The 18677-nt window shown below is 48.9% G+C and carries 17 protein-coding genes; 2 read left to right on the plus strand and 15 right to left on the minus strand.

The features are described from left to right. Positions 1–92 precede the first annotated feature (92 nt). Positions 93–737 (minus strand): redox-sensing transcriptional repressor Rex, encoded by a 645-nt coding sequence (locus tag AC6I3O_RS13680; RefSeq protein ID WP_497851371.1) that lies wholly within the window; start codon positions 735–737, stop codon positions 93–95. Positions 738–937: 200 nt separating this feature from the next. On the opposite strand from AC6I3O_RS13680, the gene AC6I3O_RS13685 reads away from it, so the two are divergent. After that, a complete protein-coding gene (locus tag AC6I3O_RS13685; RefSeq protein ID WP_497851372.1) occupies positions 938–2851 on the plus strand; it encodes an ABC-F family ATP-binding cassette domain-containing protein in 1914 nt (637 codons plus the stop codon). 26 nt (positions 2852–2877) lie between these two features. Here the strand turns inward: AC6I3O_RS13685 and AC6I3O_RS13690 are convergent, their stop codons facing one another. Further along, the gene (locus AC6I3O_RS13690) at positions 2878–3612 is read right to left on the minus strand and encodes a flavodoxin family protein (RefSeq protein ID WP_497851373.1); all 735 of its coding nucleotides are present in this window, start codon (positions 3610–3612) and stop codon (positions 2878–2880) included. Positions 3613–3904: 292 nt separating this feature from the next. On the opposite strand from AC6I3O_RS13690, the gene AC6I3O_RS13695 reads away from it, so the two are divergent. Next, the gene (locus tag AC6I3O_RS13695; protein ID WP_497851374.1) at positions 3905–4336 is read left to right on the plus strand and encodes a hypothetical protein; all 432 of its coding nucleotides are present in this window, start codon (positions 3905–3907) and stop codon (positions 4334–4336) included. A gap of 59 nt (positions 4337–4395) precedes the next feature. Here the strand turns inward: AC6I3O_RS13695 and AC6I3O_RS13700 are convergent, their stop codons facing one another. From AC6I3O_RS13700 to AC6I3O_RS13760, 13 genes are all read right to left on the minus strand, one after another. After that, complete coding sequence (locus AC6I3O_RS13700; protein WP_497851375.1) at positions 4396–4797, minus strand: hypothetical protein; 402 nt, start codon at positions 4795–4797, stop codon at positions 4396–4398. Next, the gene (locus AC6I3O_RS13705) at positions 4794–5000 is read right to left on the minus strand and encodes a hypothetical protein (protein ID WP_497851376.1); all 207 of its coding nucleotides are present in this window, start codon (positions 4998–5000) and stop codon (positions 4794–4796) included. The genes AC6I3O_RS13700 and AC6I3O_RS13705 overlap by 4 nt, the downstream gene beginning before the upstream one ends. Before the next feature lie 101 nt (positions 5001–5101). Then, positions 5102–6301 (minus strand): NADP-dependent isocitrate dehydrogenase, encoded by a 1200-nt coding sequence (locus tag AC6I3O_RS13710; protein WP_497851377.1) that lies wholly within the window; start codon positions 6299–6301, stop codon positions 5102–5104. Positions 6302–6315: 14 nt separating this feature from the next. Then, positions 6316–7005 carry a GntR family transcriptional regulator gene (locus tag AC6I3O_RS13715; protein ID WP_497851378.1) on the minus strand — a complete coding sequence of 230 codons (690 nt, stop codon included), beginning with the start codon at positions 7003–7005 and terminating at the stop codon, positions 6316–6318. 34 nt (positions 7006–7039) lie between these two features. Continuing rightward, on the minus strand, positions 7040–8431 hold the full coding sequence (locus AC6I3O_RS13720; protein WP_497851379.1) for a hydroxymethylglutaryl-CoA lyase-like TIM-barrel protein: 1392 nt from the start codon (positions 8429–8431) through the stop codon (positions 7040–7042). 263 nt (positions 8432–8694) lie between these two features. Next, positions 8695–9012: a hypothetical protein gene (locus AC6I3O_RS13725; RefSeq protein WP_497851380.1), complete on the minus strand. Its 318-nt coding sequence runs from the start codon at positions 9010–9012 to the stop codon at positions 8695–8697. A gap of 2 nt (positions 9013–9014) precedes the next feature. Continuing rightward, positions 9015–10229, minus strand: a complete 1215-nt coding sequence (gene ilvA / locus AC6I3O_RS13730; RefSeq protein WP_497851381.1) for a threonine ammonia-lyase — start codon at positions 10227–10229, stop codon at positions 9015–9017. A 36-nt stretch (positions 10230–10265) separates the two neighbouring features. Continuing rightward, a complete protein-coding gene (ftsY, locus tag AC6I3O_RS13735) occupies positions 10266–11213 on the minus strand; it encodes a signal recognition particle-docking protein FtsY (RefSeq protein WP_497851382.1) in 948 nt (315 codons plus the stop codon). A gap of 409 nt (positions 11214–11622) precedes the next feature. Continuing rightward, complete coding sequence (smc, locus tag AC6I3O_RS13740) at positions 11623–15183, minus strand: chromosome segregation protein SMC (protein WP_497851383.1); 3561 nt, start codon at positions 15181–15183, stop codon at positions 11623–11625. Between the two features lie 7 nt (positions 15184–15190). Next, a complete protein-coding gene (gene rnc, locus AC6I3O_RS13745) occupies positions 15191–15886 on the minus strand; it encodes a ribonuclease III (RefSeq protein WP_497851384.1) in 696 nt (231 codons plus the stop codon). A 54-nt stretch (positions 15887–15940) separates the two neighbouring features. Next, a complete protein-coding gene (acpP, locus tag AC6I3O_RS13750) occupies positions 15941–16174 on the minus strand; it encodes an acyl carrier protein (protein ID WP_016217183.1) in 234 nt (77 codons plus the stop codon). 54 nt (positions 16175–16228) lie between these two features. Continuing rightward, entirely contained in the window at positions 16229–17251 is a 1023-nt protein-coding gene (gene plsX, locus AC6I3O_RS13755) for a phosphate acyltransferase PlsX (protein ID WP_497851385.1), read from the minus strand. A 276-nt stretch (positions 17252–17527) separates the two neighbouring features. Continuing rightward, entirely contained in the window at positions 17528–18406 is an 879-nt protein-coding gene (locus AC6I3O_RS13760; protein ID WP_497851386.1) for a hypothetical protein, read from the minus strand. Positions 18407–18677: the final 271 nt, after the last annotated feature.

Here is an 18677-nt window from a genome sequence, read left to right on the forward strand (position 1 = left end):
ACGCAAACGGCAGCAGGATACAGCGGGTAAAATCAACAAACTGTATGAAAAATACTTTTTCTAAAAGCAATTTCCATACAGTCTTTCAATCATTACTTTTTGTGTTCCTCATTGAACCTGTTAATTTTATAGGACAACTGCATCAGGCTCTCCGACAGATGCACATTCTCAACGATAACATGCTCCGGCAGGTTCAAATCTGTGTGAGCAAAATTCCAGATTGCCCTCACGCCGTTGGCGACCAGGAGATCCGCCACCTCCACCGCCCGGTCCTTAGGGATGGTAAGAGCCGCAATCTCTACCTCGTTGTCCTTCACAAACTCGCCAAGCTCCTCGATCATCCGAACCGGTACGCCCCGTATCGTCATGCCCGCAAGCCTTGGGTTCACATCAAAAATTCCTTTCAGGATGAATCCCCTCTTCTCGAATGCCGCATAATTCGCCAGGGCCTGTCCCAGATTACCGGCGCCTATGATAATCATACGGTGATCTTCCTCCAAGCCCAGGATCTTACCGATCTCCGTATAAAGATACTTCACGTTATATCCATATCCCTGCTGCCCAAATCCGCCGAAATTATTAAGATCCTGACGAATCTGGGATGCCGTCACCTTCATCCGCCTGCTCAGGTCATTGGACGAGATCCGCTCTACCCCGTTCTCCAATAACTCACCAAGATATCTGTAATACCTGGGCAACCTTCGTATGACTGCCTGGGAAATTTCTCTTTCTTCCAATTTTAATTCACCTTCCATTTCCTTTCTAATACCCAATTATATAGAATTGTTAGATTAAAGTCAAACTTTTAGTTGTATTTTGTATAATTTTCGTTATAATGAAAGGGTATCAGCCTGCCAAAAAAGCAGGCTCATTTACTCAATTACAACGTCTGATCGGCCAAAACCACAGACAGGAAACACAAAAAAGGAGGGACATCATGATACTGGCATGCCACGGACTTTGCAAATCCTTCGGTGAAAATGTCATCGTCACGGAAGGTTCATTTCATATAGAAGACCACGAAAAAGCCGCCCTCGTAGGGCCAAACGGCGCCGGAAAGACCACGCTGTTCAAGATGATTGTCGGCGAACTCCCCACAGACGGCGGGGAAATCGTCCTGACCAAAGGAAAGACTTTGGGCTATCTCGCCCAGCATCAGGACATGGTAAGCGGCAGTAACATCTATGAAGAAGTAAAACTGGCCAAGGCAGACATTATCGCCATGGAGCAGCAGATCCGTTCGATTGAGCTGGAACTGAAATCTCTGGAAGGGGACGCCCTTGCCGCACGTCTGGAGACCTACCACAGGCTGACCGCCGCTTTCGAGCGTGATAATGGATACGCCTATGAAAGCGAGATTACAGGCGTCCTCAAAGGACTTGGCTTTGGCGAAGAGGATTTCTCCAAGCCCGTAGCCACCCTCTCGGGAGGCCAGAAGACACGGGTGTCTCTGGGGAAACTCCTGCTTACGAAACCAGACATCCTGCTCCTTGACGAGCCGACTAACCACTTGGACCTAAACTCCATTGCATGGCTTGAGACCTATCTTTTGAATTACCCTGGAGCCGTACTGATCGTCTCCCATGACCGATATTTCCTGGACCGGGTCGTTACGAAAATCTTAGAAATCGAACTTGGGAAACTCATGGTCTATACAGGAAACTACAGCGCCTACGCCGAGAAAAAAAGGCAGCTTAGGGAAGCCAGGCTCAAAGAATACTTAAACCAACAGCAGGAAATCAAACACCACGAGGCAGTCATCGAAAAACTGCGCTCATTTAACCGGGAAAAGTCCATCAAGCGGGCGGAAAGCCGGGAAAAAATGCTGGAAAAAATCAAGCCCATAGAAAAACCTGCCGAAATGAATACCGAAATCCATTTAACATTGGAACCCTCGCGTATCAGCGGCAATGACGTGCTGTCCGTAGATTCCCTTGGCAAATCTTTTCCCAATCAGGTATTGTTCACGGATGTCAGCTTTGAAATCAAACGTGGGGAACATATCGCCGTCATCGGGGACAACGGGACGGGAAAGACTACGCTCCTGAAAATCCTGAACCAGGTACTACCTGCCGACACAGGGACGTTCACCTTGGGAACCAACGTCGAAATCGGCTATTATGACCAGGAACACCATGTACTCCACATGGAAAAGACCATTTTCGATGAAATCTCCGACGACTACCCGGAGCTTACCAACACCAGGATACGCAACATGCTGGCGGCATTCCTGTTCACAGGGGACGACGTATTCAAACGGATCGGGGATTTAAGCGGCGGTGAGCGGGGCCGCGTTTCACTGGCGAAGCTGATGCTTTCACGGGCGAACTTCCTGATTCTGGACGAGCCCACGAACCATCTGGACATCACCTCCAAGGAGATCCTTGAGAAGGCGCTGAACGACTATACCGGGACTCTGCTCTATGTGTCCCATGACCGGTATTTTATCAACCAGACGGCGACGCGGATTCTGGAACTGGTCAACCACACTTTCGTCAACTATATCGGGAATTACGACTATTATCTGGAAAAACGGGAAGAACTGACCGCCGCTTATGCCGGAGGCGAGGAAGCGCTTTCTTCCTCTGCCGGAACCGTATCGGAATCGAAATTAAGCTGGCAGGAACAGAAAGAGGCGCAGGCAAGGGAGCGGAAACGCTTAAACGAACTGAAAAAGACCGAGGAGCGCATCACCACCCTTGAGGAGCGGGATGCTGAGATTGACCGTATGATGGCGCAGGAGGAAGTATTTACCAACTCCATGAAGTGCCAGGAATTGGCGGACGAAAAGGCTTCGATTGCAGCGGAATTAGAAGTATTATATGAGCGTTGGGAAGAATTAGGGACGTAGTAAAACATGTTACTACGTCCCGTTTTTCATTCATTCCCCTGCCTGCTTTCCTGCGCCGCCTTCTTCCACGGACGCTCCTTCCCAAGCCACCCCTTTTCCTTCCAGTAAGTGACATCCGGCAGATGTTTCCCGTTCTGCTGCATATGCCGCATGATATAGAACAAAATCTTCGTCTTCAACGCCGGGGTCACGGAAGCGGTATCCCGGGTCAGCTTCATTGCAAGCCGATCCACATCATTTACGATCTTCTCCTTAATCGGCATCTGCACATCCTCCCACCGTACCGCAGCCACGGCAATCCCGTATGTATAGATCCGCGCCACGCCCCAGAAGAACAGGCTGCTCTTGATATCCTTGAGCGTGGATCTCATCCCGCCGCCAGCCCCGGTAGTAATGCAAACAGCCTGCTTGCCAAACATGCACTCCGCCGGCCTATGCACCATAAACCGGTATCCGTAATGATCCAACAGGGCCTTCAAAGCCCCTGTCACATGAAGCACATGGACCGGAGACGTGAACACCAGCAGATCCGCCTCATCAATCATCCGCGTCACCCGCTTCATATACATCAGATAATCCGGACACTTCTTCTCGCTCTCCATAATACAGGCCGCGCACCCCCGGCAGTATTCCGGCATATCCTTAGGAAGAAATAACTCAATGACCTGATCTTCTTCCCTCGCAATCTTTTCAATCACCATCTTTCCGATATGATAGCTTGAGCCGTGCCTCATGGTGCCGTTAATCATCAGTATCTTCATCTCGTTCTCCCTTCTCTATGTATCTATCTATCAGAATGTAAGCCAGCCATACGCAGGCTTATCCACACATTATTTCACATCAATAGCCAGATGTTATCCGCCTGCCATTAGCTTGACAAATCATCATACTATTTTATTATAGCATTATCATAGAAAAAATGGTATGGTTTTCACAGATAAATTTGTCCCAAAAACACGGAAAGCTAACTTGACATTTTCTATCTTCCCCCTTATACTGGACGTATGGAAAATAAACTTTCCATCACATTTTGCAAAAAAGGGAGGGGCAGCCATGACCACCAAAAAGAAAAAACAGACATATATCCTTGTAGGGCTCCCAATGTACGCCATTGCCTCTATGTTGAAAAATCTCCACATCTTCGGCAGCCAGGCAGCCGCCGTATGCCTGACTCTCATCCATTACGCAGGCATGTTGCTGGCTTTAAACGGAGTCCACTACTTCGGAACCACCTACCAGTATGAGAAATACCCCCAAGAGAGCCGCCAGACTGTCATCGACCTAAACGACGAGCGTACCAGGACCATCCATGACTTAGCGAAAGCCCGGACATTTGACATTATGGTATACGTGTTGATTTGCCTGCCATTCCTTCTTATCGAGGCAAAATCCGATTTACTGGGAATCATCGGCTCTGCCGCAGCATTGCTTATATTAGGCGGCTCCTACGCATACTATGCCAGAAAATATTCCAAAGAAATGTAAATAAGGGCGCCGGGAAATATTGCAGAAATGCACCATTTCCCGGCACCCATTTTAACAGGCTAATCCTCAAGCAGCTTCTCCGACTGCTCTAATGCACGTATAAGCCCATCCCAGCCACCAACTTTTATGGCCCTTAAAAATTCCATGGAAATTTCCTGATTCGGGATAAATACTTCTTCCTTGTCTTCATCATACGCAAGATACCCCAGATGGACTAACAGTGTCAACACATCATCCTTTGTCTTAAATGTAGTCATATCATTCTGAGATGTTGAAGGATCTATCTTACATTGCACATGATTCAGAAGCTTGGCTACCGCTTCTTTCAAACCGTCAAAATTCCGGTCGATATACATCTTTAATGCCTCATATGTCTCCGTTCCGGTCCTGTAGCTTTTATACTTTTTCTTCCGCATCACATCAACGACAGATTTTGGATTATAAATATGCAGTCCATTCAACAAGTATCCATCATACCATTTGCTGAGTTCCGTATAGCCGAGTGTTCCCCATACTTTTTGATCGGAAGGATTCCGGTCATATAGGCAAGCTCAACATAATCCTGGCCTTTAAAAAGTCCCCTGAGGAAGTCAAGATATCTCTTCTGGACATCACTGCGCTCCTTCGCTATCCGGAAAACACAGTCCATATTCATCCAATTCAAAACGAATTAACGGCTGTCCGAAAACTTGAATTCCCAGGATTCACATACAGCCCCATACGCATAACCTCCTGACAGGCTGATTGCAGCAAAGTCCTGCCACACTAAGATAACCTCACTGCAATCGCCTTGATAAATTCCTCACTGTTCAGCACCGTCGGATTCTCAATCGTCGTAATCAATGCCAGATCCTTCGTCATCTTCCCGTCTTCAATCGTATCCACCGTGGCCTTCTCAAGCCTGTCCGCAAAATCTATCAATTCCTGATTCCCATCCAGCTCTCCGCGTTTCCTAAGCGCTCCCGTCCATGCAAATATGGTCGCTACGGAGTTGGTAGACGTCTCTTCCCCCTCAAGATGCTTATAATAATGCCGCTGCACCGTCCCGTGGGCCGCCTCATACTCATAATACCCGTCCGGAGACACCAGCACAGAGGTCATCATGGCAAGAGAGCCAAAGGCAGATGAGACCATATCGCTCATCACATCCCCGTCATAGTTCTTACATGCCCAGATATACCCGCCCTCAGACTTCATCACACGCGCCACGGCATCGTCAATCAAGGTATAGAAATATGTAATTCCCGCCTCCTTGAACTTCTCCTGATACTCCCCGTCATAAATATCCTGGAAAATATCTTTAAACGTATGGTCATACTTCTTGGAAATCGTATCCTTAGTCGCAAACCAGAGATCCTGCTTAATATCCAGCGCATAGTTAAAACAACTTCTCGCAAAACTCTCAATAGACTGGTTGACATTATGCATTCCCTGCACAATCCCCGCGCCGTCGAACTCATGGACCAGTTCTCTTGTCTCCTGTCCATCCTTCGCCGTATACACAAGCTCCACCTTCCCGGCTCCCGGAACCTTCATCTCAGACCCCTTATACACATCCCCGTAAGCATGCCGGGCGATGGTAATCGGCTTCTTCCAGTTCCTCACACAAGGTTCGATTCCCTTAACTACAATCGGCGCACGGAAGACCGTACCATCCAAAATCGCCCGAATCGTCCCGTTGGGGCTCTTCCACATTTCTTTCAAATCATACTCCGTCATACGCGCCGCATTGGGTGTAATCGTCGCGCACTTCACGGCTACCTTATACTTTTTCGTAGCGTTTGCCGAATCAATCGTCACCTGGTCGTCCGTCTCGTTCCGATGCTCAAGCCCCAGGTCATAATATTCCGTATTCAGTTCAATAAACGGCTCTAGCAGATGGTCTTTAATCATCTTCCACAAGATACGGGTCATCTCATCTCCATCCATCTCTACGATTGGTGTTGTCATCTTAATCTTTGCCATAGTAAAATACCTCCTTATTCTTCGTCATATAACGGTTCGACGGCTTCTTCCTTCTCCATCAGATGCAGATTCTTCATCACATTCATGATATGCCGGTTCGCCAGCTTCTCCGCCTGCTCCCCGTCGCGCTTCTTGATTGCCTCCAGAATCTCCCGGTGTTCCTGTATGGATTTCCTGGCCCGGTTTTTCTCCCCCACAGACAATGCCCGCGCCATCTGCACATATTTATGGAAATCTGACAGCACATGCTCCAAAATCCGGCTGTTCGAGGCTTCGTACAGAATCTTATGGAACTTTCCGTCCAGTTCCGTCACCTGCTCCGTCTGCCCCTCGCTCTTCTTACGCAAATGGAACTCCGACAAAAGCAATACTTCCTCCAGCTCTTCAATCTGTTTTCCCGTAATATGCTCCGTCGCCCACCTTGCGCACATTCCTTCCAGCATGGAGCGAATCTTATAGATATCTGCAACATCCTTGCGGGAAATCCCGGTCACATAAGCTCCCTTGTTGGGGATAATCTTCACCAGCCCCTCAAGCTCCAGCTGCCTAAGCGCCTCCCTCACCGGAGTCCTGCTGACCCCAAGTTCCTCCCCGATGGTAATCTCCCGCAGTTCATCACGTTCCTGATAGACCCCTGACAGGATGTCTTCCCTAAGCTTCCGGAACACCCTGCCCCGCAATGAACGGTCTTGATACTCTTCCATTTCTTCCTTTCCTTCTCTCCTATCCTCTTTTGTGTCACATCAATTCACATCCCAACTGCTTGCTAGCACTCTCAATCACTCCAAGCAGTTCCTCATCAGTCAGGACCGTCACACGCCCTTCCTCATACTCCTTGTCTACCCAAGCCTTCACCATAGTGACCAGCTCCGAATTCTTATCCACCTGCTTTTCCTCCGGTAAATGGAAATATGTATTGATCCAGTGGGCAATTCCGGCAAGCCCGGACGTATTGGACACAGCCACAAGGGGAGGACGGTTTAGGAACTTATCTGTATCGAACACATTGTAAATCTCTTCATTCTTCAACAGCCCGTCCGCATGGATGCCCGCGCGCGTAACGTTAAAATTCCTGCCCACGAAGGGCGTCCTTGACGGAACCCTATATCCAATCTCCTTCTCATAATACTCGGAAAGCTCCGTAATTACAGTGGTATCCATGCCGTCCAGCGTTCCCCTAAGCTGGGCATACTCAAACACCATCGCTTCCAGCGGCGTATTGCCCGTGCGCTCTCCAATCCCAAACAACGAACAGTTCACCCCACTGGCCCCATAGAGCCATGCCGTAGTTGAATTGCTGACCGCCTTATAAAAATCATTATGTCCATGGAACTCAATCAGCTCGCTTGGCACTCCTGCATGGACACGGATTCCGTATATAATTCCCGGTATCGATCTCGGTATCACGGCGCCCGGATAGTTCACTCCATATCCCATAGTATCACAGACACGGATCTTGACCGGAATCTGATATTCCTCCATAAGCCGCATCAATTCCAGACAGAACGGAATCACGAAACCATAGATATCCGACCTGGTAATATCCTCCAAATGGCATCTGGGACTTACGCCCGTTTCCAGGCACTCACGCACAACCGACAGATAATGCTCCATACATTCCCGCCTGGTCATCTTCAATTTATAAAAAATATGATAATCCGAACAACTGACAAGGATACCCGTCTCCTTCATCCCGATTTCCTTTACCAGTTCAAAATCCTTCTTGCTGGCACGAATCCAACTGGTGACTTCCGGAAACCTATACCCTTTCTCCATGCACTTATATACCGCGTCCCGGTCCTTCTTACTATATAAGAAAAATTCACACTGACGAATCTTCCCGTTGGGGCCTCCAAGCCTGTGAAAATACTCATAAAGCTTCACAATCTGCTCGGTGCTATAGGGCGCCCTCGACTGCTGGCCGTCCCGGAACGTGGTGTCCGTAATCCAGATTTCGTCTGGCATGCTATGGGGCACGATACGGTCGTTAAATGCAATCTTGGGTATCTCGTCATAACGGAACAGATTCCGAAATACATTGGGCTTCTTCACATCCACCAGCGGGTACATGTGTTCCTCCAATTGCAGTAGATTGCTGTGTTTGTCCAGGTATACTTTTCTGTTTTCCATAGATGTCATCTCCTTCGTGTCATGTCTTATCATTCAGCCTAACCCATTAACGTGTATAATTGTATACAATAATACATTTTTTGTCAAGAGAAATATTTCCAAAAATCTAATCATTTAAGATTTTCTTATATAGACAATAAAATCGAGCAGAGAGAATTCCTCTGCCCGCCGGGCAGGGTGCCGTACACCAAAGCTGCTAATTTCCTTACGTACCCCTGTGCATATAAAAAGGAGTGTGTAACCACACTCCTAATAATTGCTGTTTATCCAATATTCAACCTCTCTTTTAATACATTCTGCAACACTCTCGACAAACTTAAACCAGATTCTATCACTTTATCATCCATCCATTTCGGGATACTGACAGTTCGTTTTACAGCACGACCGTCTTTAATATCGGCACGAATCAAACTAACAAATTCTCCCTCGCCAGCCTCTATGCTTTTCAGTTCGCCTGCATCAGGAATTTCCTGATTTTTATCTGTAAGAAACTCACCCCATTGAGTTAAAGCTGATTGCGCCATGCATATAGCATTTCCAAGTAACTTTCCCTCAATTCTTTTACCATCTCTATATGCCAATCCTAATACAGCTTCGCCCCAATCTCCCTCGGACGAAATCCTTCATCCTCCAACGCCTTCATAATCTCATTCTTATGCTCCGTCCCGAACGCCTCCATAGTGATACGAAGCTCCACAGCCGCGTTCCGGTTGGTGCTGACGAACTGGTTATGCTCAAGCTTAATGACATTTCCCTGTGCGTCCGCAATAGTAGCCGCCACCCTTACCAGCTCGCCCGGCTTATCCGGAAGCAGTACAGACACCGAGAAAATCCGGTCGCGCTGAATCAGCCCATGCTGTACGATGGAAGACATGGTAATCACATCCATATTGCCGCCGCTCAAAATCGCCACAGCCTTCTTCCCCTTCAAGTCAAGCTGCTTCAAGGCAGCGACCGTCAGAAGCCCGGAATTTTCCACCACCATCTTATGGTTCTCCACCAAATCCAAAAACGCTCCAATCAGCTCGTCGTCCTCCACCGTCAGCATACGGTCAATATTCTCCTGCGCATATGGGAAAATCTTTTCGCCCACCCGTTTGACCGCAGTACCGTCCGCAATCGTATTGGCGCTGTCGAGGGTGACAGGCTCCCCGGAAGCCAAAGCCGTCGTCATACTCGCCGCCTGAGAAGGCTCCACGCCAATGACCTGAATCTTAGGATTCAGCATTTTCGCCAGCGTAGACACTCCCGTAATCAATCCTCCTCCGCCCACAGGCGCAAGGATATAATCTACCGTCGGCAATTCCTGCACAATCTCCATGGCAATCGTCCCCTGCCCGGTGGCAATATCCGGATCGTCAAAAGGATGGACAAAGGTATACCCCTTCTCTTCCGCCAGTTTCAGCGCATACTCACACGCATCGTCATAAACATCCCCATGCAGGATCACTTCCGCGCCGTAATTCTTCGTACGGTTCACCTTAATCAAGGGAGTCACCGTCGGCATCACAATGACTACTTTACAGCTGAATTTCTGCGCCGCGTAGGCAACGCCCTGGGCATGGTTCCCCGCAGAAGCAGTAATCAACCCTTTTGCCCGCGCCTCCTCGCTCATGGTACTAATCTTATAATAAGCGCCCCGCACCTTATAAGCGCCCGTTTCCTGCATATTCTCCGGTTTCAGATAAATCCTTCCGCCCGTCTCCCGGCTCAGATATTCGCTGTACACTAATTTTGTCGGGTTCGTGACATTCTTCACAAGCTCGCTGGCCTGTTCAAATTTTTCAAGCGTAAACATACTTTCTTCCTCCTATCATCCAAGATTAAAACAAACTCAGGAATTCTCTCCTTCTTCCCCAGACGTAAACAACGCCCGGACAAAGGTATCCGCATCAAACTTCTGCAGAGCATCAATGGACTCCCCGACGCCAATGTACTTCACCGGAATCCCCAGCTCCGCATGAATCGCCACAGCAATCCCGCCCTTCGCCGTTCCGTCCATCTTCGTCAGCACAATCCCCGTAATATCCGCCACCTCATGGAACTCCTTCGCCTGCTGCAGCGCATTCTGCCCCGTAGTCGCATCCAGTACCACCAACGTCTCCCTGTACGCCTCCGGGAACTCCCGGTCAATGATACGGTTTATTTTCCTTAACTCTTCCATCAGATTCTTCTTATTGTGAAGCCTGCCGGCCGTATCGCACAATAGCACGTCCGCATGCCTTGCCTTTGCCGAAGCCACCGCGTCAAAGACCACGGAAGCCGGGTCGGAACCTTCCTGCCCGCCAATCAAATCCACCTGCGCGCGGTTCGCCCACTCCTTTAGCTGCTCTCCCGCCGCCGCGCGGAACGTATCCGCCGCCGCAAGCACCACCTTCTTATTCTGGGCCTTCAGCTTCCCGGCAAGCTTCCCAATGGTCGTCGTCTTCCCGACTCCATTTACCCCAATCACCAGCACCACAGACGTGCGCTCCTCGAACTCATACGCCGTCTCCCCCACGTCCATCTGCTCCTTAATACTCTCAATCAGAAGCTCCCGGCATTGCATAGGCTCCTTAATACGCTGCGCCTTCACCTTCGCCTTCAAATCATCCAGGATATCATAAGTCGCCTTAACCCCCAAGTCCCCCATAATCAGGACTTCCTCCAGCTCCTCATAAAACTCCTCATCAATATGGGAAAACCCATTAAAAATACTGTCCATCCCGGACACAATATTATCCCTCGTCTTCCCAAGCCCCTGAACCAAACGCTTAAAAAAACCAACCTTCTCCTCAGCCATCACAACCTCCTATTCTCCCCATCATCACCAGCATCCTAATCTCCAATTACCCCATCCACACCCTACATAATTCAACACTCCCTAAAACTTTCATCACCAAAAAATCACCTATCAAAAATTCTATACTCTATCCCCTTATCTTCCCCCGCCAATCCCCCCACTATCTCCAACTCTCTTCCCGCTTCAACACTCCCCCTGACGCTTAGAGGAAACAGCGTTTCCGGGAAGAGGGATATCCCTAAGCAGACATTCAGGGACGCTCTTAGTGGAGGTGAAATCCACTGCTTACGAAGACTTAGGCACGAAGGCCCTCCTGAGTGTCTTAGTCGAAGTTAGCAGTTAGTTCGCCGGAACGTTGTCTCAGTCTGCGTGGGATATCCCTCTTTCCGGAAATGCGTCCCTCTAACGATTACGCATCCAACTCCTCTTCCAGCAGGCTCACCGACACCAGCGTAGAAATCCCTTTCTCCTGCATCGTAATCCCATACAGCCTGTCCGCCGCCGTCATCGTCCCCCTTCTGTGGGTAATCACAATGAACTGGGTACTCTTCGTCAGCTTATGCAGATATCCTGCAAACCGGACTACATTATTATCGTCCAGCGCCGCCTCAATCTCATCCAGAAGGCAGAAAGGCGACGGTTTCAAGTTCTGGATGGCAAACAAAAGCGAAATCGCCGTCAGCGCCTTCTCCCCTCCGGAAAGCTGCATCATATTCTGCAGCTTCTTTCCCGGCGGCTGCGCAATAATCCGCACCCCTGCCTCCAAAATATCTTCATCCTCCATGAGCTCTAACGTACCCTTGCCGCCGCCGAACAACTCCTTGAACACCTGGTCAAATTCACTGGCAATCCGCGCGAACTGCTCCCGGAACTGCTTGCGCATGGCAGTATCCAGCTCCTCGATAATCTGTTCCAGCGTCGCCTCCGCCTCCACCAGATCGTCATGCTGGGCTTTCAGGAACTCATACCGGTCAGAAACATTCTTGAACTCCTCAATGGCATTGACGTTCACATTGCCAAGCCCCCGGATTTCCCCTTTCAATTCCTGAATCCGCTTCTTCATCTTCGCCAGATCCGTAAGATTTGCATCCCTAAGCTCCTTTGCCCGGATAAGCGTAATCTCATACTCTTCCCACATATAGTTAATCTGCTTCTCCGAAGCCGACTCAAAATTCTCCTTCTGGCTCTCCAGACGGAAAATCTCCTTGTCCAAGTCTCCCATATGCTTTGACAAATCCTCACGCTTCTGCAGAAAATCCTTGTGCTTCTGGTTCAGCTCTTCCCGCTCCTTTTTGAACCGCTCAATCTCCTCCTGAATCTCCGTAAATAATTCTGCCGAGTTCTCAATCGTCTCCCTTAATTCACCGATCTGCCTTTCCTTCTCCTCAATTTCCTTAGAAGTACCGCCCTTATTCTTCTCTAATTCCTTCAATTCATCCTGGAACTTCCCGATTTCCTCCCGGATACGGTTCTCATTCTCGTCAACAAAGGTGAACTTCTGCTCCAGGCTTGCGAACTCCAAATGAATCTCCTCCGTACGCTTCACCTTCCCGGCTTCCTCCTCATGCCCCGCATCCAGAATCTTCTGTTCCTCTTCAATCTGCTTGGTAAGCTCCTGTTCCAGCCTCTCGGAAGTATCCAGCTCCACATTGATAGAATCCTGATTATCCACGATTTCCGTAATCTGGTCGTCCAGCTTCTTAGCCTCCTCGCCCATACTCTCCGCAAGCTCTCTGGAATTGCGGATCTTCGCCGCTGCCTGATCCGCGTTCATCTTCGCCGTATTCTGAATGACATAAGCCTTCTGAAGCTTGTTGTTGATTTCATCCATTTTCTCATAATAACCGGCGCGCTCCTTGCGCAGCAAGTCCGAAGACGCTTCCACCTCGTCCATCTCACGCTTCAACTGTTTAACCGTCCGCTCAAATTCCTCCATCTCACGCCTTCTGCTGAGCAGATTACTGGAATTCTTGAACGCGCCTCCTGTCATGGAACCTCCGGGATTAATCAATTCCCCCTCCAGGGTAACAATCCTAAGAGACTGTTTATACTTCTTCGCAATGGCAAGCCCATGGTCAATATGTTCCACCACAAGCGTCCTCCCCAGAAGGTTATCCGCCAGCGTCCGGTATTTTTCCTCCACCTTCACCAGCGAATTTGCCGTCCCCACAACGCCGGGCTCATGAAGAGCCTCCGCCTTGATGCTCCCTGCATAAGACCGGATGTTCGTAAGCGGAAGGAATGTGGCCCGTCCAAAACGGTTCTTCTTCAAAAACCCGATCATCCGCTTCGCCGTCCCGTCGTCCGAAGTCACAATATTCTGGATATTCCCGCCCAGAGCCGTCTCGACGGCAATCTCATACTCCTTGTCCACCTTGATTAAATCAGCAACCACGCCAAGAATCCCTTTTTCGTGATTCCGACAGTCCATGACCTTCCGAATGCTGTTCCCATACCCGTCATACCGCTCGGTCAGATTCTTCAAAGATTCAAGCCTTGACTCCTCCCGGTGGTACGCCGTCTGCCCAATCCGAAACTGCTCCGTCTGTTTCGCCAGCTGCTCCTGCAGCACAGCAATCTTCTCCTCGTACCGGCTGTTCTCTTCCGACAACTCTATAATCTTCCCGGAAATCTCCTCAAGCTCCTGCTGATATCCCAGCAGCTTCTTGCACTGAATCTCTTCTTCTTCCCGGGCCTCAATAATCTGGCGGTTCATTCCTGCCCTGCGTACCTGAATCTGCTCCAGCATCGTATCATACTTCTGAATCTTCGCCTTCGTGGACGCCCGGTTATTCAGAATCTCCATGATTTCATCCTTATGCTGCTCCATGGAAGCCGAGATGGACGCAATCCGGGACTGCACCTCCACCAACTCCGCCTTCGCCTGATTCTCAAGCCTAGTCTGCTCATCAATCTGCCTCTTTAGCTCGTCCTCCTCACGTCCAAGCTCCCTAAGCTGGTCTTTGCGTACCCCGACCTCAGATGCAATGGTCCTGGCACGCTGGTCATAATGGGCGTCATTCATATGCATACTGTTAATCTGTTCCTTCAGAAGCTCAATCTGGTTCTCCAACTGCTGTTTCAACAGATTGGTCTCATTGAGCTGGCTCTTGGCCTTCTCGATTGCCCCGTCAATCCCGTCAACCTGCTCCTCCACCGTCTCGTACTCCGTCTTCATGTCGTCGTACCTCTGGCTGGCCCCTGCAAGCTCTTCCTTTGCAAGGTTCAGTTTTCCGGCAATCTCATTTACCTGCTCTTCTAAACGCTCCGTCTCCAACAGGAACATATTGATATCGTAGGTTTTCAGCTCCTCCTTCTTCTTCAGATACGCTCTTGCCGTCTCCGCCTGGCGCTCAAGGGGGCCTACCTGCTTCTCAAGCTCCGCAAGGATATCGTTGACACGCAAAAGATTCTGGCGTTCCTCCTCTAACTTCTTCACAGACATATTCTTCCGCCGCTTAAACTTCACGATTCCCGCCGCCTCGTCGAACAGCTCCCGCCGTTCCTCCGGTTTTCCGCTCAAGATTCGGTCAATCTGCCCCTGACCGATGATGGAATACCCTTCCTTGCCGATACCTGTATCATAGAACAGCTCATTGACATCCTTTAATCGGCATCCACTCCCATTAATCAGGTACTCACTCTCCCCTGACCGGTACAGTTTCCGCGTCACCGTCACTTCCTCAAAATCAACGGAAAGCTGATGATCCGAATTGTCCAGCGTGATTGCCACCGACGCATAGCTTAAAGGCTTACGGTTCTCCGTCCCCGAGAAAATGACGTCCTGCATGGTGCCGCCCCTAAGCTGCTTGACCCTCTGCTCGCCTAAGACCCACCGGACCGCGTCCGCAACATTGCTCTTCCCGCTCCCGTTGGGTCCCACGATTCCCGTGATGCCGTTATGGAAATCGAATTTAATCTTATGTGCAAATGACTTGAAGCCCTGCACTTCAATACTCTTTAGATACATTCTCCACCTACTTTATATTCATACTGCGCAGCTTTAAGATGCTCTGGTAAGCCGCCACCTGTTCCGCCCCTTTCTTCGTGTGCCCGACGCCCACGCCGTACTCCTCATCCCCGATCTGCACAGACACATGGAAAGACTTATCATGATCCGGTCCTTCCTCTCCTACCAGATGGTAGCTAATGGGCTCCTTGGTATTCGCCTGCACGATTTCCTGCAAGATAGTCTTGCTATCAAAAAAGAGCGTCTTATTCTCAAGATCGTTCAGAATAAAACGATGGATAAACTCTTTCGCATTAGCAAACCCACCATCCATATAAATCGCTCCAATCAACGCCTCAAGCGCGTCCGAAGTAATCGAATCCCGTTTCCTGCCGCCGGTGGCGTCCTCCCCCTTCCCAAGCAGCAGATACCTGCCTAGCTCCAGATCTTTCGCACAGAACGCAAGCGCCGGTTCGCACACCATGCTCGCCCTCGTCTTAGTCAGCTCCCCCTCCGGCATCTGCTCATGCTCAAAGAACAAAAATTCACTGCACACCAGCTCCAGCACGGCATCCCCCAAAAACTCCAGACGCTCGTTGCATTCATGTTTGGATAAATGCTTTTCATTTGCATAGGAGCTATGAATCATCGCCTGCCTGAGTAAATCAAAATTCTGAAACCTGTAACCTATCTTTCCTTCTAATACCTTCAATTCCTGACCCATTCTATCGCCTCACAAACCTGAAAAACGAAAAAGCCCTACCGGGCTTTTTCTTACCTAGTTATTTGTCGCATTCTTAATCTGCTCCACGGCATCTCCTACTGTGACAATCTTCTCTGCCTCTTCATTGTCAATCTCGATGTCGTAAGTCTCCTCTATTCCCATAATGATCTGGAAGATGTCAAGGGAATCCGCCCCCAAATCATCCACAAAAGTCGTGTCTTCCGTAATCTCATCTGCATTCACATTCAAAACATCTGCTATAATCTCTTTTAACTTTTCAAATTCCATACCATCTCTTCTCCTTTTCTGATATTCATTTCCTGATACATCAATGTTCTTCATTTATTCAGCGGATACTGCATCCGTTTGAATACACTCTTTAATCTTCTCGTTGATTCTCTGTCTCTTAAAGGTCACGCACTGAAGAAGCGTATTGCTGACCTCTTTCGCCTTTGCACTGCCATGGGTCTTCACCACCAGCCCGTTAAGCCCCAGAAGCGGCGCCCCTCCGTACTCGCTGGCGTCGAACGCCTTTAACGTCTGCTTCAATGCCGGCTTAATCAACAGCGCGCCAATCTTGCTCCTCAAAGTGGACATAAGCCCTTCCTTCACTTTGCTGATCAGGACTGCACCCACGCCTTCATATAATTTCAGGATAATATTACCTGAAAATGCCTCGCAGACCACCACGTCTACCTGACCGTGCGGGATCTCCCGTGCCTCCACGCTTCCGGTAAAATGAATGTCACGCAGTTCTTTTAAAAGAGGGAAGGTCTCCTTCACCAGCGCGTTGCCCTTCTCTTCCTCCGCACCGATATTCACAATCCCTACCTTAGGACTCTTCACGCCAAGGACATGTTCCATATAAATGGAACCCATCTTTGCAAACTGGACAAGATGGGATGCCCTGGCATCCACGTTCGCCCCGCAGTCAAGCAACAGGGACACTCCTTTCTCGGTGGGAATCAGCGACGCAAGAGGCGGACGCTCCACGCCCTTAATCCGCCCTACCAATGTCTGCCCGCCTACCAGGATAGCCCCGGAGCTTCCGGCCGACACGAACGCATCTGCCTTTCCTGCTTTCACCATCTTCATGCCCACCACGATTGACGAATCCTTCTTCCTGCGGATTGCATTCACAGGAGGCTCTGCCGTCTCGATCACCTCCGAAGCATGGATGACTTCAATCTGCGACTTTTGAAACTGATACTTTGCAAGTTCTTTCTCAATAATCTCCTCTCGCCCGATCAGGAACACCTTCATAGCAGGCTCTTTCCCTACGGCATCCACCGCCCCTTTCACCATCTCAGCGGGAGCGTTGTCCCCGCCCATGGCATCTAATGCTATATTCGTAATTTCTGTCATCTGTACTCCTCCTGACATTCCTGCACATCGTCCATTAAATAACCGGCCATACCCAATGCTTACCATAGCCATTTATTTAATCTACGATGCACTAGACTAATTTTACTAGACATTATAGGAAAAAGCAATACCCCATTGTTGTCCAACATGAAAAAATCACATTATCGCAGAGTGTACGTCGATATGGAAAAGAAAGGCTTCCGGTCACGCTGAATGTTCCGAAAGCCTTTCTTGCCATTTTATAATTACACACTCTTTTCCTGCAAACGATACTCCCTACTGAATTACGGGCATATTCTGCCGAATCTCCTCAATCTCCTCCTTAGTCAGTCTCGTATACATCATAATACTTCCAAAATCTTCGCCGCCTTCAAGCATGCGAACTGCAGTCTGCTGCTTCTCTTTCTGAGCTGCCGCCTTCGCCGCCTGCAGCACAGCCTCCTGCTTCTCCTCCTCAAACAACTGAAATACCTTCGTCATACCCAAATACCTCCTTATGCCCTTCGCATAATCCCTGTCAATAAACTTGTCGCTGCAGACCAACACGCCTGCAATTACAAAGACCTGCCCCTGTTCATCCTCAATCATCTTTGCAAGTTCAACTACCTCTTCCACCCGCTTCTGCTTCTTTTCCTTCCCTTTTTCGGCAAGCGGGAGAATAATCAGTCTCATAAACTCCTGTTCCGTCAACCTCTCCCCGTTTTCAAGTTTATGCTTTATCTCCTGATAAATTTCCTCACCCGGCAGATGGCTTACAAAAACATGCTCCATATTCAAACGAAAACATTTTGTCTCCAGCACATTGTCCGCATGTTCTACATCACCTGTGTAAATGACTATCATCCTAAGGTCAGGAATCATTCCACTATCCTTCATGTATCTTTCCATCACTCTCGCGATATAATTCACATATTTCACACGATTCGCTAACTTATCTTCCGCTTCATAGTCCACAATTGCAACCGTATCATCTTCCAGTAAAAAAAGATGATCCATACGCTTCTCATTGGCTGATACCTTCGGCAGGTTTGTTGGAAGCACCGCCTTAATCTTCGGCAGATTCAATCCATATGCTTCAAACGATTTCTCCTTGAAGGTCTCGCTGATAAGCTTAAACTCGATATCTTTGTTCTGATACGCAATTCCGTCTGACATAGAGTCCCTCCTTTTCATGAATTGATACAGAGAAACTATCTATATGCTTACTATAGCAAAAAATAGGAATACAGACAATGGATAGGAATAAATTGATCTACTTTTATCTTACTTTATCTGGAAATCTCCTGGAAATCAGGAACGATTTTCTTGAAAATCAGAATATCTAAAAATGATTAAAATAAAAATATGGACAGTTTCTCTGAAACCACAATCTGTAGCTCTAGTTTAATAAAAGTACCAGTCTTTGTCAAGAATTTTATCAGGGCCA

Source organism: Sporofaciens sp. St.21A7 (assembly GCF_059728535.1).

Bases quoted from the DNA above. Each gene is read 5' to 3' on its own strand.
- AC6I3O_RS13685 (WP_497851372.1), top strand. From the start codon at position 938: ATGATACTGGCATGCCACGGACTTTGCAAATCCTTCGGTGAAAATGTC.
- AC6I3O_RS13690 (WP_497851373.1), bottom strand. From the start codon at position 3,612: ATGAAGATACTGATGATTAACGGCACCATGAGGCACGGCTCAAGCTAT.
- AC6I3O_RS13695 (WP_497851374.1), top strand. From the start codon at position 3,905: ATGACCACCAAAAAGAAAAAACAGACATATATCCTTGTAGGGCTCCCA.
- AC6I3O_RS13710 (WP_497851377.1), bottom strand. From the start codon at position 6,301: ATGGCAAAGATTAAGATGACAACACCAATCGTAGAGATGGATGGAGAT.
- AC6I3O_RS13715 (WP_497851378.1), bottom strand. From the start codon at position 7,005: ATGGAAGAGTATCAAGACCGTTCATTGCGGGGCAGGGTGTTCCGGAAG.
- AC6I3O_RS13720 (WP_497851379.1), bottom strand. From the start codon at position 8,431: ATGGAAAACAGAAAAGTATACCTGGACAAACACAGCAATCTACTGCAA.
- ilvA (WP_497851381.1), bottom strand. From the start codon at position 10,229: ATGTTTACGCTTGAAAAATTTGAACAGGCCAGCGAGCTTGTGAAGAAT.
- ftsY (WP_497851382.1), bottom strand. From the start codon at position 11,213: ATGGCTGAGGAGAAGGTTGGTTTTTTTAAGCGTTTGGTTCAGGGGCTT.
- smc (WP_497851383.1), bottom strand. From the start codon at position 15,183: ATGTATCTAAAGAGTATTGAAGTGCAGGGCTTCAAGTCATTTGCACAT.
- rnc (WP_497851384.1), bottom strand. From the start codon at position 15,886: ATGGGTCAGGAATTGAAGGTATTAGAAGGAAAGATAGGTTACAGGTTT.
- acpP (WP_016217183.1), bottom strand. From the start codon at position 16,174: ATGGAATTTGAAAAGTTAAAAGAGATTATAGCAGATGTTTTGAATGTG.
- plsX (WP_497851385.1), bottom strand. From the start codon at position 17,251: ATGACAGAAATTACGAATATAGCATTAGATGCCATGGGCGGGGACAAC.
- AC6I3O_RS13760 (WP_497851386.1), bottom strand. From the start codon at position 18,406: ATGTCAGACGGAATTGCGTATCAGAACAAAGATATCGAGTTTAAGCTT.